Consider the following 19,227-nt stretch of genomic DNA (forward strand, 5'->3'; position numbering starts at 1 on the left):
CGGCACCCGGAGTTTTATCGCCGCTCCCGTGCAGATCCCGGTATGCGACACGCGCGGGGACCCCTCCTCACGATCGACCTGACGGACCGGACGGCGTCGGCGACGCCCATCGACGACCGGCTGGACGCGTTCGTCGGCGGGCGCGGCCTCAACACGTCGCTGGCGTACGACCGGGTCCCGTTCGACGCCGACCCGCTCGGCGCCGAGAACCGGCTCTACCTCTCGACGGGACCGATGCAGTACTCGACGACCTCCTACACCGGCCGGATGGCGGCCACGGCGCTCTCGCCGCTCACGGACGGGCTGTGCTCGTCGAACGCGGGCGGGTTCCTCTCGCGGAACTTCACCGGCGCGGGGTACGCCGCGGTCGAGCTCGTCGGCGCGAGCGACGACCTGCTCGCGGTCCACGTCCGCGAGATCGGCGAGGACGGCGAGCCGGACGTGACCTTTGAGGAAGTTCCGGACCTGGAGCAGACGGAGGTGTCGGCCGTCTCCGACCGGTTCGCCGAGAGCCACGACCTGAAGCCCGAACACGTCGCCTGCGTCGGCCCCGCGGGCGAGAACGGGGTCCGGTTCGCGTCGGTCATGACCTCCGACACGCGGGCGTTCGGGCGCGGCGGGCTCGGCGCGGTCCTCGGCGCGAAGGGCGTGAAGGCGCTCACCTTCGACGGCGATGCAGAACTCGAGATCGACCTCGACTGGCCCGACGAGGCCGGCGACGTCCACCGCGAGGCGGCTACCTCCGACTCGATCATGAAGCGACAGGGGACGACGAGCGTGACGGAGCTAGCCAACGAGGTGGACGCGCTCCCGTCGTACTACTTCGCCGAGACCTCCTTCGAGGGCGCCGCGGGGATCTCCGGCGACCGCGTCGAGGAGAAGAAGCACAAGAAGGGGACCTGCTCCAGCTGCGCGTTCGCCTGCAAGCTCCCGACGCGCGACGAGGAGACGGGCGTCGAGACCGAGGGGCCGGAGTTCGAGACGGTGATGGCGTTCGGCTCGAACGCGGGCGTCGACGACGTCGTCGACGTCATGCGCGCGAACGAGCTGTGCGACGAGCTCGGGATGGACACCATCTCCTGCGGGGACGTCGTCTCGATGTTCTTAGAGAGCGAAGACGAGTTCGGCAACGCCGACCTCGTCCGGTCGCTCGTCGAGCAGATCGCCTACCGCGAGGGCGTCGGCGACAAACTGGCGGAGGGCGTCCACCGCGCCCACGAGGAGTTCGGCGCCGACGACTGGACGGTGAAGGGGATGGAGTTCTCCGGCCACGACGGCCGCGCGCTCAACGGGCAGGGGCTCGCGTTCGCGACCGCGAACCGCGGCGCGGACCACATGTACGGCGAGTTCTACCCGTACGAGTACCCGCTCGTCGGCAACGAGGACGCGCTCGATCCCACGGGGCTAGAGGGGAAGCCGCCGAAGCTCGTGGCCAAGGAGAACCGCAACGCCGTGCTCGACTCGGCGGTGATCTGTAAGTTCTCGCGGGGCACCGTCACCGACGACCGGCTCGCCGCCCTCCTCGACGCCGACTACGACGACCTGCTCGGTCTGGGCGCCCGGATCGTCGAGTTGGAGCGCGCGTTCAACAACGCCCGCGGCTTCGACCGCGGGGACGACACCCTCCCCTACGCCGACGCCATCGACGGCTTCGAGGCGGGGCTCTCGGAGTACTACGCGCTCCGCGGCTGGACCGAGGACGGGACCGTTCCGGGGTACGGCGGCGATCGGAGCGATCTGGACGCCGGAAGCGGAAACGCGTCTGCGGACGACTAGCCGGCGGCACGGACGAGGCGCTCGGCGCCTCAGCCGCCCGTGTCTGGTTCGTCGAGGTCGGAGCTCCCGGCGTCCGCATCCGGGCGGGCGCCCGCGGTCTCGATCCCGCGGAACTCGAACCGCGCGCCGCCGTCGGCGGCGTCGACGAGGTCGAGGGTCCACCCGTGCGCGTCGGCCACCTCGGCGACGATCTTGAGGCCGAAGCCGGTCCCCTCCGGGTCGGTCGAGACGCCGGCGTCGAACACCTCGCCGCGCCGGTCCGCGGGGACGCCGGGGCCGTCGTCCTCGACGTAGAATCCGCCGTCGTCGGGGAGGACGCCGATCTCGACGCGGACCGACTCGTCGGCGTGGGCGACCGCGTTGGCGAACAGGTTCTCCAGCGCCTGTCGGAGTCGGCTCCGGTCGGTGCGGAGCCGGAGGTCGTCGGCGACGACGAGCTCGGCGGACGCGGTGTCCACGCTGTCCCAGCACTCCTCCGCCAGCCCCGCGAGCGAGACCGGCTCCGTCTCGTCGATGGCGGCTCCCTGCCGCGCGAGCGTCAGCATGTCCTCCACCAGCGCCTCCATCCGTTCGAGCGAGCGGGCGACGGTGTCGATCTCGGCCATGTCCTCGTGCTCAGCTCGGAGGCGATCGCGGACCAGATCGAGGTTCCCCGTCGCGACGTTGAGCGGGCTCCGGAGGTCGTGGGAGACGAGGCCGGCGAATTCCTCCAGCCGGTCGCGCTCGCGGGCGATCTCCCGCTCGCGGACCCGGAGCTGACGCTCCCGCTCGATCCGGACGAACACCATCGTGACGGTGGCCGCCCAGAGGCGCGCGACGGCGAGGTCGGACTCGTCGAACGCGTCCGGTTCCGTGGTTCCGACGTTGATGAGCCCGTACCGGCCGAGCGGGAGGATCAGCTCGCTGCGGATCGGCGAGTCAGGGTTGTGCCGCTCCGGGTCGGCGTGCGTGTCCGCCACGTACGCCGGCTCTCCGGACTCGAACACTTCCCACGAGATGCTGGACGCCTCCGGGGCGAAGGTCGGGTGATCGCCGACGAGCTCGTCGGCCGCGTCGGTCCAGACGACCGGATCGAGGAGGTCGCGGTCCTCGTCGTACAGCCAGATCGCCGCGATCGGGTGCCCGAGCACCTCCTCGACGTACTCGACCGCGGACTCCGCGGCGAACTCCCGGTCGGTCGTCTTCAGCAGGTCTTGGGTCGCCTCGTGAAGGGCCTCCAGCGTCCGCGTCCGGCGGTGGAGCTCTGCCTGCTGGGCGCGCTCCTCCCTGACGTCGACGATCGTGGCGACGAGGTACGTCTCGCCGTCGCGCTCGAACGGGCCGAGGCTGAGCGTCACGGGCACCTCCGTCCCGTCGGCGCGCCGCGCGCACAGGTCCAGGCTCGCCGCCATCGAGCGCGGCTCGGGCTCGGCGACGTAGCGGTGGAGCTCCTCGCCGGCCGCGCCGTCGTCGGGGTCGTACAGCAGCGTCTCGAAGTCGGTCCCCTCCACCCCCGCCGGCGTGTACCCGAGGACCGTCTCGACCCGTCCGTTTCCGGCCCGGACGACGCCGTCGCCGTCGACGATCACGACCGCGTCAGGGATGCCCTCCAACGCCTCCGGGAATCGCTCCATCGCTACTCCTCGCTCGGCTCGTGGACGTGCCCGCACTCGGGACACCGGACCTCCTCGCCGCGGAGGTCCGCGGAGGAGGCGCGCACCTCGCGCATCACCTCGCTGATCTTGTCCTCCGCTTCGAGCTCGTCGGCGACCGCGAGGTCGACCCCCTCGACCTCCAGCAGGAACTTCGCGACCTCCGTCACCTCGTACATCATCTCGTCTAAGTCCTCCGCGGTGAAGAAGCCGGACATCGCGCCGTAGAGGAACGTCGCGCCCGCCTTCGTCACCTTCTCCTCGAAGGAGTACCGCGCCTGATTGACCGCCTGCGGCGTGTACGTGTCGGTCATGAAGGGGACCAGCTCGGGGAGATTCTCGCCGATCTTCGTCATCTCGACGCCCGTCTCGGTGCGGAAGTCGGCGCAGAGCCGCGCGATCGCCCACTCCCGGGCCGTGATGTACGTCCGGTCGCGGAGGAAGTCGTTGACGCGCTCGTAGCGCGCCCCGTCCATCTTCTTGAACCGCTCGTACTTGCGGACCTCCGGGGGGATCTGCCCCTGCGCTTGTTCCTGTTCTTGCGCTTGTTCCTGTTCTTGCGCTTGCTCCTGCTCCCGATCGGCGCCCCCGGTGTCACCGTCGATCGCGTCGCCTCCGCTGTCGCTGCCCGCACCCCGCCCGTCCGCTTCGTCGTTGGGGGTCTCGTCATCTGGCGCGTTGTCGTCCGGAATTTCGCCATCTGGTGCCCCGTCGTCTGACGTCGCGCCGCCGGGCGTTTCGCCGTCGATCCCGTCGGCATCCGTCGCCGAGGAGTCGTCGACCGGCTCCGACCCCTCCGCCGTGGCGTCCGCGGTCTCGGGGGCGTCGTCCGATCCCTCGTCCGACGCGGGATCGGTTGGTTCGTTCATGTCTTTAGTAACCTTACCCCCGAACAAAAGGGTTGTCGGTGGGGTCGAGTCTGGAATCGTCGGGACCGCCGGGACCACCGAGATCGACCGCCGATCGGAGATCCATTTTTGTACCGGGGTGCGGACGTGAGTCGTATGAAGGTGCTTTGCGGGATCGGCGGCAGCGACGACTCGTTCCGCGCGCTCGACCGGACCGTCGAGCGGGCGGCGGTCGCGGACGACGACCTCACGGTCGCGGTGGTCGAGAACCCGAACTCGTCGGTGGAGCCGGACGAGGTCGCGCGACGGGCCGAGTCGGCGGTCGAGGAGGCGGGGCTCGACGCCGAGGTCCGGCTGGTCGAGGGCGATCCGGGGAGCCGGCTCGTGGAGATCGCCGAGACGGAGGGGTTCGAGGAGATCGTCCTCGGCGGCGGCCACACGAGCCCGATGGGGAAGATCACGATCGGGTCGATCGCCGAGTTCGTCCTGTTGAACGCAAAGACGTCCGTCACGCTGGTCAGATGAGCGACCGTGGATTCCCCGAGGCGGTGGCCGACGAGTTCCCCGCTCCGCCCACGGAGTTCACCGATCGGGAGGGCCGCACCGTCGAGATCCGTCCCTACGAGGGCACCGAGGAGGGGTACGAGGCGCTCGTCGAGATGTACGACGCCTTCGACCCCGCCGACCGCGCGCAGGGCATCCCGCCGGGCGGCGAGGACCGCATCCGCGAGTGGTTAGACGCGATCCTCGGCGACGACTGCCTCAACGTGATCGCGTGGTGCGGCGACGAGGCCGCCGGCCACGCGACGCTGGTGCCCGACGACGACGCCTACGAGCTGGCGATCTTCGTCCATCAGGAGTACCAACGCGCGGGCATCGGCACGCACCTCATCCGGGGGCTGCTCGGCCACGGACAGGCCGAGGGCGTCCGGAAGGTGTGGCTCACCGTCGAGCGGTGGAACCGCGCGGCCGTCTCGCTGTACAAGAAGATCGGGTTCGAGACCTCCGACGCCGAGAGCTTCGAGCTGGAGATGGGGCTCCGGCTGAACCCGGACGCGGACGGGGAGACCGACTCTGGCGGGGACGGGGAGACCGACTCTGGCGGGGACGGGGAGACCGACTCTGGCGGGGACGCCGACTAGGCCACGCGACTCGCCCCGTCGCCCGAGGGGCGTAGCGTTGGCCGGGATCTTCAAGCCTTTACGTGCGGCCGGCGAGCGCTCCGGTATGAGTTACCGGATACTTCTGCTGGGGGCGCCGGGCGCCGGAAAGGGCACGCAGAGCACGAAGCTCGCCGAGGAGTACGGCGTCGAGCACGTCACCACGGGCGACGCGCTCCGCGCGAACAAGGACATGGAGACCGAGTACGGCACGCCCCGATCGTTCATGGAGGCGGGGGAGCTGGTCCCCGACCCGGTCGTCAACGAGATCGTCGAGGCCGCGCTGGCGGATGCCGACGGGTTCGTGCTCGACGGCTACCCGCGCAACCTCGATCAGGCGGAGTACCTCTCGGAGATCACGGATCTCGACGCCGTGATCTACCTCGACGTCGACGAGGAGGTGCTCGTCGACCGGCTCACCGGCCGCCGCGTCTGTGACGACTGCGGCGCGAACTTCCACGTCGACTTCCAGCCGCCCGAGGAGGAGGGCGTCTGCGACGAGTGCGGCGGCGAACTGATCCAGCGCGACGACGACACCGAGGAGACCGCGCGCGAGCGCCTCGACGTGTTCTACGAGAACACCGAGCCCGTCATCGAGCACTTCCGCGACGAGGGCGACCTCGTCGAGGTCGACGGCGAGGCGGCGCCCGACGAGGTCTTCGAGCGCATCGGCGACGTTCTCGACGAGTAACGGTCGGACCGACGCGGCGGATCGGGGCGTCGACCGGCCTCGCGGAAACGGCCCGGTCGCCCGCCGGGATCGCGGCGACCACCCGGTCGCCGGCGATCCTGCAAGGTTCTTAACTGTCGACCGACAACCGAGCGGTAATGAGCAAGGTCGAACGGAGGGTCCGCTCGCTGGTCAGCGAGGACGGCGAGATGCGAGACGCCGTCGAGGTCGTCCTCGATAGCGCCACGAACGGCGAGGTCCAGTGGATCGACGTCCGCGACGAGATCACGAGCGGCCAGTGGGGCCGGCTCATCGAGAAGGAGATCCTCGTCGACGGCGACACCGGGTTCGCGCTGGCGGACCGCGACGCTATCGAGGCGGGGCTGGAGGACGACGACGGCGGTCTCGCAGGCGGCGGCGATGTCGACACCCCGGAGACGAGCACGTGGTCCAAGTGGGATAAGATCGCCGGGATCGCCACGCTGGGCGCGTTCGTCGGCTACGCCGTCAACCCGGTCCGCAACGCGATCGCCGGCGCCTTCGATATCGTGTTGGGACCGCTTCTCAACGTCGTCCCCTTCTACGTCGTGGTCATGGTGATCGCGCTCGCGACGGGGCTGTACTCGACCCTGCTGCGCGCGGGGCTCATGGACATGGAGAAGATGAGCGCGTACCAGGACCGGATGAAAGACATTCAGGACCGCCGTAAAGAGGCCAAGGAGCGCGACGATCAGGAGGCGCTCGACGCCATTCAGGACGAGCAGATGGACGCGATGGGCGACCAGCTCGGGATGTTCAAAGAGCAGTTCCGCCCGATGGTGTGGATCATGTTCCTCACGATCCCGGCGTTCCTGTGGATGTTCTGGGTGATCGGCTACCGTGGCTCTACCGCCGCGTATCCCGATGTCGCCGCCCAAGAGCTGGTGGTCCCGCTCGCGGGCACCGTCACGTGGGACACGGGCATCGTCGGCCCGATGCAGATGTGGATCGTCTGGTACTTCCTGTGTTCGATGGCGTTCACCCAGCTCGTCCAGAAGAGCCTCAACATCGAGATGTCGCCGTCGTCGTCCTGATCGCGGCGCCGACCGCGGCGAGTCGCGGAAGCGCCGGTCACGGAAGCGCCGGTCACGGAAGCGCCCGCGGCGGGCGGACGTTCGATCGGAACCCGTCGGTCGGCGACGTGTTTTTGTACGTTCGGAGAGGGTGATACGCCAACACGATGCCACGCGAACAGTACCAGACGAAACTTGAGGGGCTTCGGGACGACGTGCTCTACATGAGCGAGCTCGTCGCCGATCGGCTCCGGATGGGCCTCGACGCCCTGGAGCGGCAGGACGGCGAACTGGGCGAGAAGGTCATCACCGGCGACGCCGAGATAAACGATCTGTACCTCGAACTGGAGGGGAAGTGTACGGACCTCATCGCGCTCCAGCAGCCGGTCGCGGGCGATCTGCGCTTCATCGCGGCCTCGTTCAAGATCATCACCGACCTCGAACGGATCGCCGACCTCGCGACGAACCTCGGCGAGTACGCCAAGCAGGCCGACCGCGAGGTGTTCCCCGACGTCGACGTCCAGCGCATCGGCGACGATACGCTGGCGATGCTCGACGACGCGATGGCCGCCTACGCCGGGTCGGACCCCGAGAGCTGTTTCGCGGTCGCCGAGGCCGACGACGGCGTCGACGCCGCCTGCGAGGCCGCCAGCGACCTCGTCGTGCGCGACCTGATCGAGCGCGACGAGCTCCGCGAGGAGGCGGACGTGGAGGGGACGATGCAGAACGTCTCGCGGCTCCTGCTCACGATCCGCGATCTCGAACGCGTCGGCGACCACGCGGTCAACATCGCGGCGCGCTCGCTGTACATGATCGAGAACGACGACGCGCTGCTGTACTGACCGCCGTGGGAACATACACCACCGAGATCGACGTTCGGTTTCGCGACATCGACGCGATGGGTCACGTCAACAACGCCGTCTACGCGACGTACCTCGAACAGGCGCGGACCGAGTACTTCCGAGACGTGCTCGACGCCGACCTCTCCGCGCTGGCGACGGTGTTGGCGTCGCTGTCGATCGACTTCCGGCGTCCGGTCGAACTGACGGACGGGGTCGTCACCGTCGCGATCGACATCGCCGAACTCGGCACCTCCAGCGTGACGATGACCCACGACGTTCGTGTCGGCGGCGAGGTCGTCGCCGAGGCGGAGGCGACGCTGGTGAGCCTCGATCCGGACTCCGGCGAGCCCGCTCCCGTCCCGGACGAATACCGGTCGACGATCGAGTCGTACCACGGGATCTGACGGGGGAGATCCGTCCGCCTGCTCGCCGTCGCTGCCCGACGCCCACCGTTCGCACCCCCACCCGCCGGCGACACCCTACCTTCTTGCCGCCGCGCGCCGATCGGTCGCGTATGTCCGTTCGACTGTACGCCCTCGACGGGTGTCCCCACTGCGAGGCGGTGTCCGACGCGCTCGACGAGGCCGGCGTCGCGTACGAGACAGAGTGGGTCGACGCGCTCCACTCCGACCGCGACGAGGTGAAGCGGGTCAGCGGCCAGCGCGGCGTCCCCGTCCTGATCGACGAGGAGCGCGGCGTGACGATGTCGGAGAGCGCGAACATCGTGGAGTACGTCGAGCGGAGCCTCGCATGACCATCTACACCGGACGCGGCGACGAGGGCGACACCGACCTCCGGGACATGAGCCGGGTGTCGAAGGCGAGCCCCCGGATCGAGGCGTACGGGACCGTCGACGAGGCGAACGCGCTGATCGGGACGGTGCGTCCGACCGAGCACGACGACCTCGACGACCTGTTGGAGACGGTCCAGAACCACCTCCACGTCGTGCAGGCGGATCTGGCCAACCCGGACCCCGACCCCGACGACCCCGCGGTCGAGCCAGAACACGTCGAGACGCTCGAAGCGCAGATCGACGCGCTCGACGATGAACTGGAGCCGCTGCGCTCGTTCGTCCTCCCCGGCGGCGGCGAGGCGGGCGCCCGGCTCCACCACGCCCGCACGGTGACCCGTCGGGCGGAGCGCCGGGTCGTCGAACTGGCGCGGTCGGAGCCGATCAACGAGACGGCCGTCACCTACCTCAACCGGCTCTCCGACCTGCTGTTCACGCTCGGTCGCGTCGCGAACGCGCGCGACGGCGAGCCAGAGGAGTCGCCTTCGTACTGACTTCGGTTCTCTCTCGGTTCTCTCTCGGTTCTCTCCCGGTTCTCTCCCGGCACTGCCACACGCGAGCCGCAAGCGCCGATCCCGATCCGACGACGCGCCGGCGCCAATCTGACCTCGCCGATCCGCCACAAAGAATATATCCGTCGCATACCAAAGGACAGATATGAGCAAACACTTCGAAGACGCACGGTACTACCTCGGTCGCGCGGCGGAACACGCGAAAGCGGGCGTGAAAGAGGAGCTGGAGCCGGTCGAGGGGCGGGTGAAAGAGCTCGTCGGCATCGACGACGACGAGGAGCCGGAGCCGTCGCGGCTCGACCGGCTGCAGGCCGACCTGAAAGAACTGGAGGAGCGCGCGGAGGGCGAGGCCCGCGAGGCCGTGGCCTCGGCGCGCGAGCGCGTCACCGAGTACCGCGGCCGCGACGCCGCCACATCGAAGTAGCGAGATCCGACCAGCAGAGCCGATCGGCGCGACTGCCCCGCCGCCCGCACCTCGTCGTAAAGTAACCCTTAAGTCCCGAGGTCGGATACGACGAGACGAACGGGTTGGTGGTCTAGCCAGGTTATGACGGCTCCTTCACACGGAGCAGGTCGGCGGTTCGAATCCGCCCTAACCCACTTCTGATTCCTCGCAACGACGAGCGACAGCGAGGAGTCCGTGGAATCAGAAGTGGGTTGGCGGATTCGGGCCCAGAGGACGAGCGGAGCGAAGTCCTCGCGGTTCGAATCCGCCCCAACCCATACGCGGTACGTACGGATTGTATTCGAGCGTATTCTGGCAGCTTAAGTCCCCTAGCGTCAGAATAGCCAATATCGGCGGGGATCTTGAGATCGTATCGACTTTTCGATTCATGCGCTCAGTGTACGCGGATTCACTCCGTCTGGCGGTTCCGTTAGTCAACCACCCCACCCTACCGCTCGCCTGACGGCTCGCGCTTGAGGGTGGGGCTTCCTGTTTCCACGACGCGCTTTGCAGATACCGAGGTATCCACAGGGAGCGCAGTCTCCACAGGCGTTGACGAATCGCATAGCGATTCGTTCGCCAACCAGAAATCTTCGATTTCTGGTGACGTTGATTCGGAGCGTCCCGCTCCTAACCCCTTCTTGATACCGCGAGAAAGAATGTTCCACGCAGCGTTCGCATCTCTATCCGCCTCGAAACCACACGCCGGGCAGGAGTGTTCGCGTACCCACAGCGGCTACTCCGTCGAACCCCCGCACGCCGCGCACTCTTTCGTCGTCCCTCTCGGATTCACGGCGACGAAGTGCGTCCCCTCCCGTTCGTACTTGTATTCGAGCATCCGAAGGAACGTTCCCCACGCCGCTCCTGCTCGGTTCCGCGAGTTGCCCGGTAGTTCAGCCACGCCGATGCTGAGACCCAGCAAGGGACGCGTGGAACGTATGCGTCTTGAAACCGTCGGGTCGAGCAGACGATCGGCCTGAAATCCCGTGGTGAGATTCCCGCGCCTGAAGGCGCGGGAGGAGGTCAATGAGCCGTACTTCACTGTAGTACGAATTCGGGAGAAATGGAACACTCCGAATCAAAACCTCTAGAGACTGTGGTCCCTGTGGATACACTCGTCTTTGTAAAGCCCTAGAAGCAGGAAGCCCTCCCCTCAAGGAGCGACCGGCGTCAGCGGTGAGCGAGTCGGGTAGTTCACGACAGGGTCGTGATCTGACTTGCCAGCGATTCGAGTTCTCCCACCTCATCGATGGCACTCACCCATCGCTCCGGAAGCTGTGACGCCCCGAACCGCGCACCAGCGACCGCACCTGCAATCGCCCCGATCGTATCGGTATCACCGCCGCGATTGACCGCAGTCACGATCGCCTCCTCAGCGCTCTCCGCGACTAGTCCATCGTGGAGTGCCGTCTGTAGCGAGTGGACGACGTATCCCGATGTCTCCAACGTGTCGGGGGAGTCACCCCAAGCGATCGGCTGAAGCGCCGTCACGAGCTCGCTAGGCGCGTCCGAACCGATGTCATCGAGTGCGTCCTGTAACGGCGTGTCTGCGTCGTCAAGGAGGCCCGCCACTGTGAGGTTCAGCACCGCGCAGCCGTACGTACACCGCGGGTCGGCGTGCGTGATCTGCGAGGACTGCCGACTCACCTCCACAAGTCGATCCCAGTCCGTCGCGTACGGAACGGCGAGCGGTGCGCACCGCATCACACTCCCGTTGCCCGCGTTCTGGCCCTCAGGACTGCTCTCCCACACGTGCTGGCCTGCCTCATCCCATTCGTCGCCGTGTCTGAGTCGACTCAACGACTTCATCGTCATCCGCCCGATGTCGAACGGGTCACTGTCGTACCACTCGACGAACCGCTCGGCAATGTCCACCGGATCGAACTCGTGTTGCTCGACGAGACTCCGCGCGATACACAGCGCCTGCTCGGTGTCGTCCGTGATCGTCCCAGCAGGCTGGTTCCACGTTCCGTGTCCGATCATCTCGTCGAGTCGTCCGTGTTCAGCGCGAATCTTGGACGCGGACAGAAACTCTACCGGCCGGCCAAGTGCATCTCCACAGGCGATCCCACAGAGGACACCACGGGCTCGATCCATATCCATACGTCACACAACACAAGTCTCGACGAAAAGTGTCGGGTGATGGGTACCGCTTCGGTTGTCTTCCTGTCTCGCAGTCGAAGGCTCTGGTAGACTCCTACTACATCTGTACCATTTCGGCGTATGCGTTCGCGCCAATAGCCATCTCAACAGAAACCGGAATCGGAATTCAAATAGCCGAATGGTCGTAACAGGAGGTGTTCAAATGACAGAGGATAGCAGTTCCAACCACGTTCCCAGTCAGCCGGTTGTTGTCCAAGAAGATACCCATCAGAACGAGATCCCGGAGAATATTGATTCAGAGCTGTATTCGGCAGAGAGTCCTACCAACTCGTTCCACGAATTCACAATCGAGCGTGGGGATGAGCTTGTTGAAGCACTTCGCAATAACGGCTACACGGTCGAATTCAGAGAGCGGTGACATTCAGCTTGGTCCTTAGCGACAGAGCGGTCTGATCACGGTTGTATCCGCAGCATTCATCCTTGCCTGCTCCCGTCTCGTCATCGAAGACGGCCGTCATCCATCCTGTTCCGACAGTCTACACCTCTCGTCGGTCTTCTGTTTGTCTCAATCTCGCTCGTCTCGAATCGACTCTGTGGCTGGCTTCTTCGCTTCTTCGTCTTCGGACGCGAGCGCGCCGCGAAGTTCGGACGGTCGCTTGACATGCGCCGATATAATCCGTGAGGCTGTCGACCCCACCGACTACAAGGGGTTCATCCTCCCGCTCGTCTACCACAAGTCGATCTCCGACGAGTTCGAGAAGCAGTACGTCGACGCCCTCGACGACGACCGGCTCGGTCGGCTGGTCGAACACCTCTCGAAGTACGACCTCGATCGGGACAGCGTCCCGCCGGATATGCTCGGGGAGGCGTACATGGACCTCGTCCGGCACTTCGCAGAGGAGCAGGGCGGCGATCCGACGAAGATGACCTTCACTGGACAGGAGGTGAACCCGGACATCGCCGCGATCGCGAAGATGAACCTCTCTATCCACGGCCTCGATGGAGAGATTCAACGTGAGGACTCACTCTCGAATCCCGCCTTCACGAACTCGCACACCTTCGAGAAGCGAATCACGACGACGTGTTCTGGTCGCTCGTCGTCGAGTGTGATCTCGAATACGAAGCCCACGCCCAGTAGCCCGAAGAACACAGCGCTCAGCTGATTTTTTCCGAGCAGGATTTCTGATCGAGGCCAGATAGCGTTCGAAAGCCGCGATAAGGTGGAGGAGAGAGGTTACTGTCGTGTCGCCGTCGGTTCGATTTGATCCCGCTGGGCAAAGTCCCATGACGACGGTGACCCCGCGGTTCGACTCCGTCCCGCCGCAGGGCTCACACGACCCGGTTTTCGAGGTCCTCGCCGGCGTCGAGCCGGTCGGCGTTCGCCGCGAGGATGTCGGCGACGCGCTCGTAGTAGTGCGGAGTGTGGCCGGCGTTGTGCGGCGTGATCGTGACGTTGCCGAGCCCCCACAGCGGGTGGTCCTCGGGGAGCGGCTCGGGGTCGGTCACGTCGAGCGCGGCCCCGCGGATGCGGCTGTTTCGGAGCGCCGAGACGAGCGCGCCGGTGTCGACGACGGGTCCGCGTGCGATGTTGACGAGGACCGCGTCGGCCCGCATCGTCCGGAGCGCCTCGGCGTCGACGAGCCCGCGGGTCGTCTCCGTGAGGGGGCACGCGAGCACCACGAACTCCGCGTCGGCGATGGCGTCGTGGAACGCGTCGAACCCGTACACCTCGTCGGTGGGGCCGCCCTTCTCGGGCGAGTACCGGACTCCGATCGTGTCGACGTCGAAGGGCTCCAGCCGGTCGACGACGGTCGCTCCGATCGCGCCGAGTCCGACGACGGCGACGGTCGAGCCGTACACCTCGGTCGTCTCGTAGCTCCGCCACTCCCGGCGCTCCTGCTGGCGGTGCGCGCGCGCCCACTGGCGGGCGTGCGTGATCATCGACCCGAGGACGTGCTCGGCGATGTTCGGCCCGTGGACTCCCGAAGCGTTCGTCAGGGCGACGCCGTGGTCCGCGAGCGCGTCGCGGGGGAGGTGACCGGTGCCGGCGAACACGCAGGCGAAGAGTTCCAGGTTCTCGGCGGCGGCCGGCAGCTCCTCGTCGATGTCGAGTCCGACCGCGATCCGCGCGGTTTCGAGCAGCTCGCGCTCCTCCGCCGGCGTCCGCGCCAGCGCGACCGATCGGTCGGGGAGGCGTTCGCGGATCGCCGCGGCCAGATCCGCGCCGTCCGATCCGTGGATCGTCTGTCGCAACACGACGATGTCTGGGTCGCTCATGGCGGGGAGACTCGGCGCAACGGGTAAAAAGGATGGTCGTCCGGCGACCGGTGCCGGATTCACCCGTCGGGCGGGTGGCTCCGCCTACCGCCGGACCGCCTACTCCAGCGCCGCGTCGAACGCCCGCTGGAGGTCGGTCTTCATGTCGTCGACGTGCTCGATCCCCACCGAGACCCGGACGAGGCCGTCGGTGAGCCCGGCCGCGAGCCGCTCCTCGCGGGGAATCGCGGCGTGGGTCATCGCCGCGGGCTGCTCGATCAGGCTCTCGACGCCCCCGAGCGACTCCGCGAGGGTGAACACCTCGGTCTCGCTGACGACCGTCGACGCCTGATCGAGGGCGCCGTCGAACTCGAAGGAGAGCATCCCGCCGAACGCGTCCATCTGCTCGGCCGCGAGATCGTGGTCCGGATGGCTCTCCAGCCCGGGGTAGTAGACCCGGCTCACGTCGTCGTGGTCCTCTAGCCACTCCGCGAGTTCCATCGCGTTCTCGCAGTGGCGGTCCATCCGAACGGGGAGCGTCTTGGCTCCACGTAACACGAGGAAGGAGTCGAAGGGGCCGGGCGTCGCGCCGACCGAGTTCTGGTAGAAGCCGAGCCGTTCGTCGAGCTCCGCGTCGTCGACGATCAAGGCGCCGCCGATGGTATCGGAGTGCCCGCCGAGGTACTTCGTCAGCGACTGGGAGACGATGTCGGCGCCGTGTTCGAGCGGGCGCTGGAGGTAGGGGGTCGCGAACGTGTTGTCGACCGCGCAAAGCGCGTCGTTGGCGTGAGCGATGTCGGCGAGCGCGCCGATGTCGTTGACGTTCAATAGGGGGTTCGTCGGCGTCTCGACCCACACCAGTTCCGTCTCCTCGCGCACCGCGTCCCGGACCGCGTCGTGGTCGGTCGTGTCGACGAAGGTGGTGTCGAGGTCGTACTCGTCGTACACCTGCGTGAGGATGCGGTGAGTCCCGCCGTACACGTCGTCGCCGGCGACGACGTGGTCGCCCGCTTCCAGCAGGTTGAGGACGGTGTTTATCGCGGCCATTCCGGAGGCGAAACAGCGCGCGTGGCTCCCCGACTCCAGCGAGGCGAGGTTGGCCTCGAGGTCGGTCCGGGTCGGATTCCCCGTTCGGCTGTACTCGTAGCCGCGGTGCTCGCCCGGCGCGTCCTGCTTATACGTGGAGTTCGCGTGGATCGGCGTCATCAGCGCGCCCGTCTCCGGATCGGGCTCCTGCCCGGCGTGGATCGCCCGGGTCTCGAAGCGGCGGTCGTCGGCGCTGCCGTCGCCGTCGTCGGTGTCGCCGTCGTCGGTGCCGGTCTCGCGGGCGTCGGATCGGTCGCTCATACCGGACGGTCGTCGCCGAGGGGAGTGATTCTTTCCCTTCCGAGATGATCGGGGGGCGACCGGGGACGGGATGGACGAATCGGAGATGAGATGGACGAATCGGGGACGGGATAGACGAATCGGGGACGAGATGAACGAATCGGGGACGAGATGAACGAATCGGAGATGAGATGGACGAATCGGAGATGGGATAGACGAATCGGAGATGGGATAGACGAATCGGGGACGGGGTCGCTGATCTACCAGTAGTTGAAAGCACGGGGCAAAACCGGAACCGATACTGACCCACTCGGTGCAGATTATCGAGGAAGACGCGACTGGCGGCGGACTCTCTTCTAAGAACTGAGCGTTACGTGATACGTAGGAGTGAAATCAGCGACGGGGCGAGAAAACCAGCGGCTACTGACGAGTGCTGCGGCTCACCGTTTTGCTACCACGAGAAGGCGTTCAGGCGTCAGCCGAACTCCACGTCCGGGAACTCCAAGTCCAGACTCAGGCCACTGAGGACGCGGCGGTCAAGTTCGTCCAGGTACGTCGCCTGTTTCACGACGATCTCGTCATCGTCGCGGTCGGGGCTCTGGTCGGCGACGGCGGTGTTGAGCATCACCCACCCATTGTACAGCAGGTTCTCCATCATCCAGAGGAACCGGCGGTAGCCGGGGTCACGCGACCGCGTCTTGGCGGCGAACGTTCCCTTCTTGTCTCGGAACGCCGTCTCTACGCCCCACCTGTCACGGTAGAGCCGACCGATTCCCCACGCCGAGCCTTCCGGATCGTGGCCGATGGGGTTCTCGTCCGGGTCGATCCCGGCGCGGTCAACGCTCTTGCTTGTGATGATGCAGAAGTAGTCGATCTCCTCTTCGTCCTGGTGGGACTCTTCGGCGATCTGCTTCAGCGTAAGCTGCTGGTCATCGAGGCCGTCGTCTTCGTCGTCGCCGAAGTCATCGAGCGTGGTGTCCGGTTCGTCCTCTTCGTCGTCCTTCTTCTTGTGGTCGGGGACGCTCTTGAAGTCCTTCTCCAGCCCCACAAGCGTCGTGTTGTGGGTCTTCCGACGCCCGCTGCTCATCAGCGTCCAGTTGCTGTCCCAATCGGCGCGTCCTTCGAAGCCTTCGACCGTGTCCTTCACGGTATCGGTCGCGCCCTTCCGGATCGCGTAATCACAGCCGCACTGGCGGATGTACCGGCATATCTTCGTGTCCACAAACTCGGCGTCGGCCATCACCGTGTCGATGTTCACGAGCTCCCGAGCGCGGTCAAGGATGTAGCGGACACCCTGGAATTGGTCGTTCTGTGGCGTGTAGGACAGCGACGCGATGATGAACGCCCGCCCGTTGATCTTGATGGTGCCCTGGAGTTCCTTCCAGGCGTAGCCGGTTTCGAGGTGCGTCTGCTTGTGGACGCCGACCGGCGCGTCGCTGTCGGTCGAAGAGTGCTTGCTGTAGTTGTGCGTGGTGTAGTCGATCCGGAGATTGAACGTGTCGTCTTCGTCGATGACGCCTTGTTCTTCATCCCGCAGCCACTCTATCTGACGCTCGATTGCTTCCTCAGTGCGGAGGTGCCACGTCGCCGTTTCGCCGTCGGGGTTGTGCGGGTCGATAGTCCACGACTCTTCGAGCGCATCACGGAGATCGCCGGTCACGATGGCCGGGTCTACGAGGTCGTGCGGCGGTAGCCACCGCGCGCCGTAGGCGTCGTCGTCATCGTCGTAGTAGCCGTCGATCTTCGTGCGTTCGACGTTCCGAACCGTCCGGCGGAACGTCTGTTGCGTGAAGACGTTCCACTCTTCGCTACCGTCCTCGTGCTCCTCGATCAGGCCGTAGTCCTTCCCCATCCGCTCGATGCCCTGCTCGGCGTACTCGTTCCGGCGGCACATGTGGGCCGCAGCGTCGGTGAACAGGTGACTCTCCCACTCGCTGGAGTCGTCGCGGTCGTACGAGCAGACGTCGCGGATGATTTCGGCCTGGATGGAGTAGGCATCTTCCTTGATGCCCTGCTCCATCTCGCCGATGGGGTCAACCTCTGGTTCGTCAGGGCGATGTTCAGCGATCAGGTTGTCGCGGATGTCTTCGGCGGTCTCCAGCTCATACTCTTCGGCCTTCACCGCGCACTCGGCGGCCATGTACCGGACGTGGTCACGGAAGCCGGGACGGATGCGAGTCTGCCACTGCGTCCGAAGCGTCTTCTCGGACGGCGTGTCACCGTCGAACCCGAGGTTGGCGGCCAGTTCGTCGTTCTCGTCCAGGCGGTCGGCGAGGTCTTCCCAACTGACGACCGAGTACCCGTCCGAGGGCGCGATGAGCCGGTAGATCCACGCGCACACCATCGGCGTGAAGTCGTACGCGGAACCGGGCTTCAGGTCGTCGCCGGGGACAGCGTCGATGAGCGGTGGCCTGATGATGTCGCTGACATCGTCGTAGCGGTCGGCAAGTAGAGAGCGGACTGTTTCGACTGCGTCATCGAGAGAATCGAGATCAAGGTCGTCGGGAGAGTTGTCGGGGACTTCGTCAACAGGACGGCGAACCGTCTTCTCTGGAACTTGCTCCGGCGGGGCGTAGAGGTCGTCAGAATCGTTTTCGGCGATGACCTCGACCAATCCATCGGGGTCGTCCCGGGTGTCTTGGTCGGGGCCTTTGTCCATACCGGGGACATGTCTCTCTTGGTTTATAAGCTCTGCTCCGCGTGGGGTAGGGGCGGCTTACTTCGGAATCCAGTACGAGACGCGGTTCTCCGTGTGTTTCTTTTTGGAGAGTTCGCCGTCTTCTACGAGGGAGTCAAGCCGTCGTTGAACCGTCCATCGGGAGGCGTCAGGGAAGGCGTCTACGAGGTCTGAGACGATGTAGGGCTCGCAGCGATTCATCTCTTCGAGAACCTGCTGCGGCGTCGGCTCCTCGGGCGTCCGCGGCACACTACTGGATTGTGAGTCGGCCATCCTTATACTTGCCCCATGTGGGGCAAGGAACTTTATTCTTCCCCACACGGTGCAGAATGCGACTAACTGCACCACGCGGGGCAAACTATAAGTTTACTGCACCACACGGTGCAGATATGGAACGGAAATGGAAGCGGAAGTCCCGGAAGCTTGCGCGAGAGATGTTTTGGGAGAAGCACGACCGAGAGACGTACGAATGCCCTGATTGTGGGCGACAAGAGGAGGAGCTTCTGAATACATTCGAGGTTCATCACAAGGACGGGCAGCCGATGGACAACCGGCCAGAGAACCATGTTGCTCTCTGCCGTCCGTGTCACAACCTTAGAGAGGGAAAGAAGCCGAGCATCGGGGAAATTCGGAACTTGCGTTCACAGTCAAGCGATGACTCGAATGAGGGTGACGACTCAAAGGTAAGATCACCGAGTGTCTACCTGGCAGGGTCGATGGACAACGACAGTGCGGAGCATGACACTTGGAGAGCCTCTGTGGCTGAATACGGCGACCGTGGAACGTACAAGTACACCGGCTCCACCCCGATTCAGATTAATAGCCCGACTGAAGTCTCAACATCCCACGGTTGCGGTATCGTAAAAGACATCGCGGGAGAAGACATGGAGCTCGTGGATCAATCAGATGCAATTGTCGCGTACTTCGATAAAGAAGAACAGGTGGGGACTCTAACCGAACTTGTCTACGCGGTTGGTCAGGGAAAACCGGCGCTCGTGCTCTTTGACCGCGATCTCGTCCCTTACGGTTCGCCATCAGACGGCGTGACCTCCTCCTCGCCGTTAACGGCGAGGCTTCCCACGGCACTGCACCGCTGAGTTGGGATATTTGCTGGTTGACGACCAGTCGGCATGACCGGC

The 19,227-nt window shown here is 65.8% G+C and carries 19 protein-coding genes, 1 tRNA gene and 2 pseudogenes; 14 read left to right on the forward strand and 8 right to left on the reverse strand.

Annotated features, from left to right (window positions below):
• Nucleotides 1-42: 42 nt before the first annotated feature.
• Nucleotides 43-1,776 carry an aldehyde ferredoxin oxidoreductase family protein gene (locus ESO89_RS15060; RefSeq protein ID WP_128906276.1) on the forward strand — a complete coding sequence of 578 codons (1,734 nt, stop codon included), beginning with the start codon at nt 43-45 and terminating at the stop codon, nt 1,774-1,776.
• Between the two features lie 29 nt (nt 1,777-1,805).
• Here the strand turns inward: ESO89_RS15060 and ESO89_RS15065 are convergent, their stop codons facing one another.
• Both ESO89_RS15065 and ESO89_RS15070 read right to left on the reverse strand, forming a co-directional pair.
• Nucleotides 1,806-3,389 carry a sensor histidine kinase gene (locus ESO89_RS15065; RefSeq protein WP_128906277.1) on the reverse strand — a complete coding sequence of 528 codons (1,584 nt, stop codon included), beginning with the start codon at nt 3,387-3,389 and terminating at the stop codon, nt 1,806-1,808.
• 2 nt (nt 3,390-3,391) lie between these two features.
• Entirely contained in the window at nt 3,392-4,276 is an 885-nt protein-coding gene (locus ESO89_RS15070) for a DUF5806 family protein (RefSeq protein ID WP_206731777.1), read from the reverse strand.
• 135 nt (nt 4,277-4,411) lie between these two features.
• Between ESO89_RS15070 and ESO89_RS15075 the strand changes: the two genes are divergently transcribed.
• From ESO89_RS15075 to ESO89_RS15120, 10 genes are all read left to right on the forward strand, one after another.
• Nucleotides 4,412-4,780 (forward strand): universal stress protein, encoded by a 369-nt coding sequence (locus tag ESO89_RS15075; RefSeq protein WP_128906278.1) that lies wholly within the window; start codon nt 4,412-4,414, stop codon nt 4,778-4,780.
• Nucleotides 4,777-5,397 carry a GNAT family N-acetyltransferase gene (locus ESO89_RS15080; protein ID WP_128906279.1) on the forward strand — a complete coding sequence of 207 codons (621 nt, stop codon included), beginning with the start codon at nt 4,777-4,779 and terminating at the stop codon, nt 5,395-5,397. Before ESO89_RS15075 ends, ESO89_RS15080 begins: the two co-directional genes overlap by 4 nt.
• Nucleotides 5,398-5,482: 85 nt before the next feature.
• Entirely contained in the window at nt 5,483-6,106 is a 624-nt protein-coding gene (locus ESO89_RS15085) for an adenylate kinase (protein WP_128906280.1), read from the forward strand.
• Between the two features lie 137 nt (nt 6,107-6,243).
• Nucleotides 6,244-7,158 (forward strand): DUF106 domain-containing protein, encoded by a 915-nt coding sequence (locus ESO89_RS15090; protein ID WP_128906281.1) that lies wholly within the window; start codon nt 6,244-6,246, stop codon nt 7,156-7,158.
• A gap of 146 nt (nt 7,159-7,304) precedes the next feature.
• Nucleotides 7,305-7,979 carry a phosphate signaling complex protein PhoU gene (gene phoU, locus ESO89_RS15095; RefSeq protein ID WP_128906282.1) on the forward strand — a complete coding sequence of 225 codons (675 nt, stop codon included), beginning with the start codon at nt 7,305-7,307 and terminating at the stop codon, nt 7,977-7,979.
• Nucleotides 7,980-7,984: 5 nt separating this feature from the next.
• Nucleotides 7,985-8,383 (forward strand): acyl-CoA thioesterase, encoded by a 399-nt coding sequence (locus ESO89_RS15100; protein ID WP_128906283.1) that lies wholly within the window; start codon nt 7,985-7,987, stop codon nt 8,381-8,383.
• Between the two features lie 110 nt (nt 8,384-8,493).
• Nucleotides 8,494-8,733 carry a glutaredoxin family protein gene (locus ESO89_RS15105; RefSeq protein ID WP_128906284.1) on the forward strand — a complete coding sequence of 80 codons (240 nt, stop codon included), beginning with the start codon at nt 8,494-8,496 and terminating at the stop codon, nt 8,731-8,733.
• Nucleotides 8,730-9,263 (forward strand): cob(I)yrinic acid a,c-diamide adenosyltransferase, encoded by a 534-nt coding sequence (locus tag ESO89_RS15110; protein ID WP_128906285.1) that lies wholly within the window; start codon nt 8,730-8,732, stop codon nt 9,261-9,263. Before ESO89_RS15105 ends, ESO89_RS15110 begins: the two co-directional genes overlap by 4 nt.
• A 163-nt stretch (nt 9,264-9,426) precedes the next feature.
• Complete coding sequence (locus tag ESO89_RS15115; RefSeq protein WP_128906286.1) at nt 9,427-9,705, forward strand: DUF7553 family protein; 279 nt, start codon at nt 9,427-9,429, stop codon at nt 9,703-9,705.
• 101 nt (nt 9,706-9,806) lie between these two features.
• Nucleotides 9,807-9,881, forward strand: a tRNA-Val gene (locus ESO89_RS15120).
• A gap of 293 nt (nt 9,882-10,174) precedes the next feature.
• On the opposite strand, the pseudogene ESO89_RS15125 reads toward ESO89_RS15120, so the two are convergent.
• Nucleotides 10,175-10,630: pseudogene (locus tag ESO89_RS15125) on the reverse strand (RNA-guided endonuclease InsQ/TnpB family protein); the annotation flags it as partial.
• Nucleotides 10,631-10,920: 290 nt separating this feature from the next.
• The gene (locus ESO89_RS15130) at nt 10,921-11,829 is read right to left on the reverse strand and encodes an ADP-ribosylglycohydrolase family protein (protein ID WP_128906287.1); all 909 of its coding nucleotides are present in this window, start codon (nt 11,827-11,829) and stop codon (nt 10,921-10,923) included.
• A 202-nt stretch (nt 11,830-12,031) separates the two neighbouring features.
• Here ESO89_RS15130 and ESO89_RS15135 point away from each other — a divergent pair, with 202 nt between their 5' ends.
• Nucleotides 12,032-12,247: a hypothetical protein gene (locus tag ESO89_RS15135; protein ID WP_128906288.1), complete on the forward strand. Its 216-nt coding sequence runs from the start codon at nt 12,032-12,034 to the stop codon at nt 12,245-12,247.
• A gap of 238 nt (nt 12,248-12,485) precedes the next feature.
• Nucleotides 12,486-12,878: pseudogene (locus ESO89_RS15140) on the forward strand (type I restriction-modification system subunit M N-terminal domain-containing protein); the annotation flags it as partial.
• A 280-nt stretch (nt 12,879-13,158) separates the two neighbouring features.
• On the opposite strand, the gene ESO89_RS15150 reads toward ESO89_RS15140, so the two are convergent.
• From ESO89_RS15150 to ESO89_RS15165, 4 genes are all read right to left on the reverse strand, one after another.
• Nucleotides 13,159-14,106, reverse strand: coding sequence for a D-2-hydroxyacid dehydrogenase (locus ESO89_RS15150; protein WP_128906289.1), 948 nt, complete (start codon nt 14,104-14,106; stop codon nt 13,159-13,161).
• A 99-nt stretch (nt 14,107-14,205) separates the two neighbouring features.
• The gene (locus ESO89_RS15155) at nt 14,206-15,432 is read right to left on the reverse strand and encodes a cystathionine gamma-synthase (protein ID WP_128906290.1); all 1,227 of its coding nucleotides are present in this window, start codon (nt 15,430-15,432) and stop codon (nt 14,206-14,208) included.
• Between the two features lie 454 nt (nt 15,433-15,886).
• The gene (locus ESO89_RS15160) at nt 15,887-18,070 is read right to left on the reverse strand and encodes a transposase (protein ID WP_128906291.1); all 2,184 of its coding nucleotides are present in this window, start codon (nt 18,068-18,070) and stop codon (nt 15,887-15,889) included.
• A 57-nt stretch (nt 18,071-18,127) separates the two neighbouring features.
• Entirely contained in the window at nt 18,128-18,361 is a 234-nt protein-coding gene (locus tag ESO89_RS15165; protein WP_128906292.1) for a hypothetical protein, read from the reverse strand.
• A 116-nt stretch (nt 18,362-18,477) separates the two neighbouring features.
• On the opposite strand from ESO89_RS15165, the gene ESO89_RS15170 reads away from it, so the two are divergent.
• A complete protein-coding gene (locus ESO89_RS15170; RefSeq protein WP_164932813.1) occupies nt 18,478-19,185 on the forward strand; it encodes a nucleoside 2-deoxyribosyltransferase domain-containing protein in 708 nt (235 codons plus the stop codon).
• Nucleotides 19,186-19,227 lie beyond the last annotated feature (42 nt).

Source organism: Halorubrum amylolyticum, assembly GCF_004114995.1.
GTDB lineage: Archaea > Halobacteriota > Halobacteria > Halobacteriales > Haloferacaceae > Halorubrum > Halorubrum amylolyticum.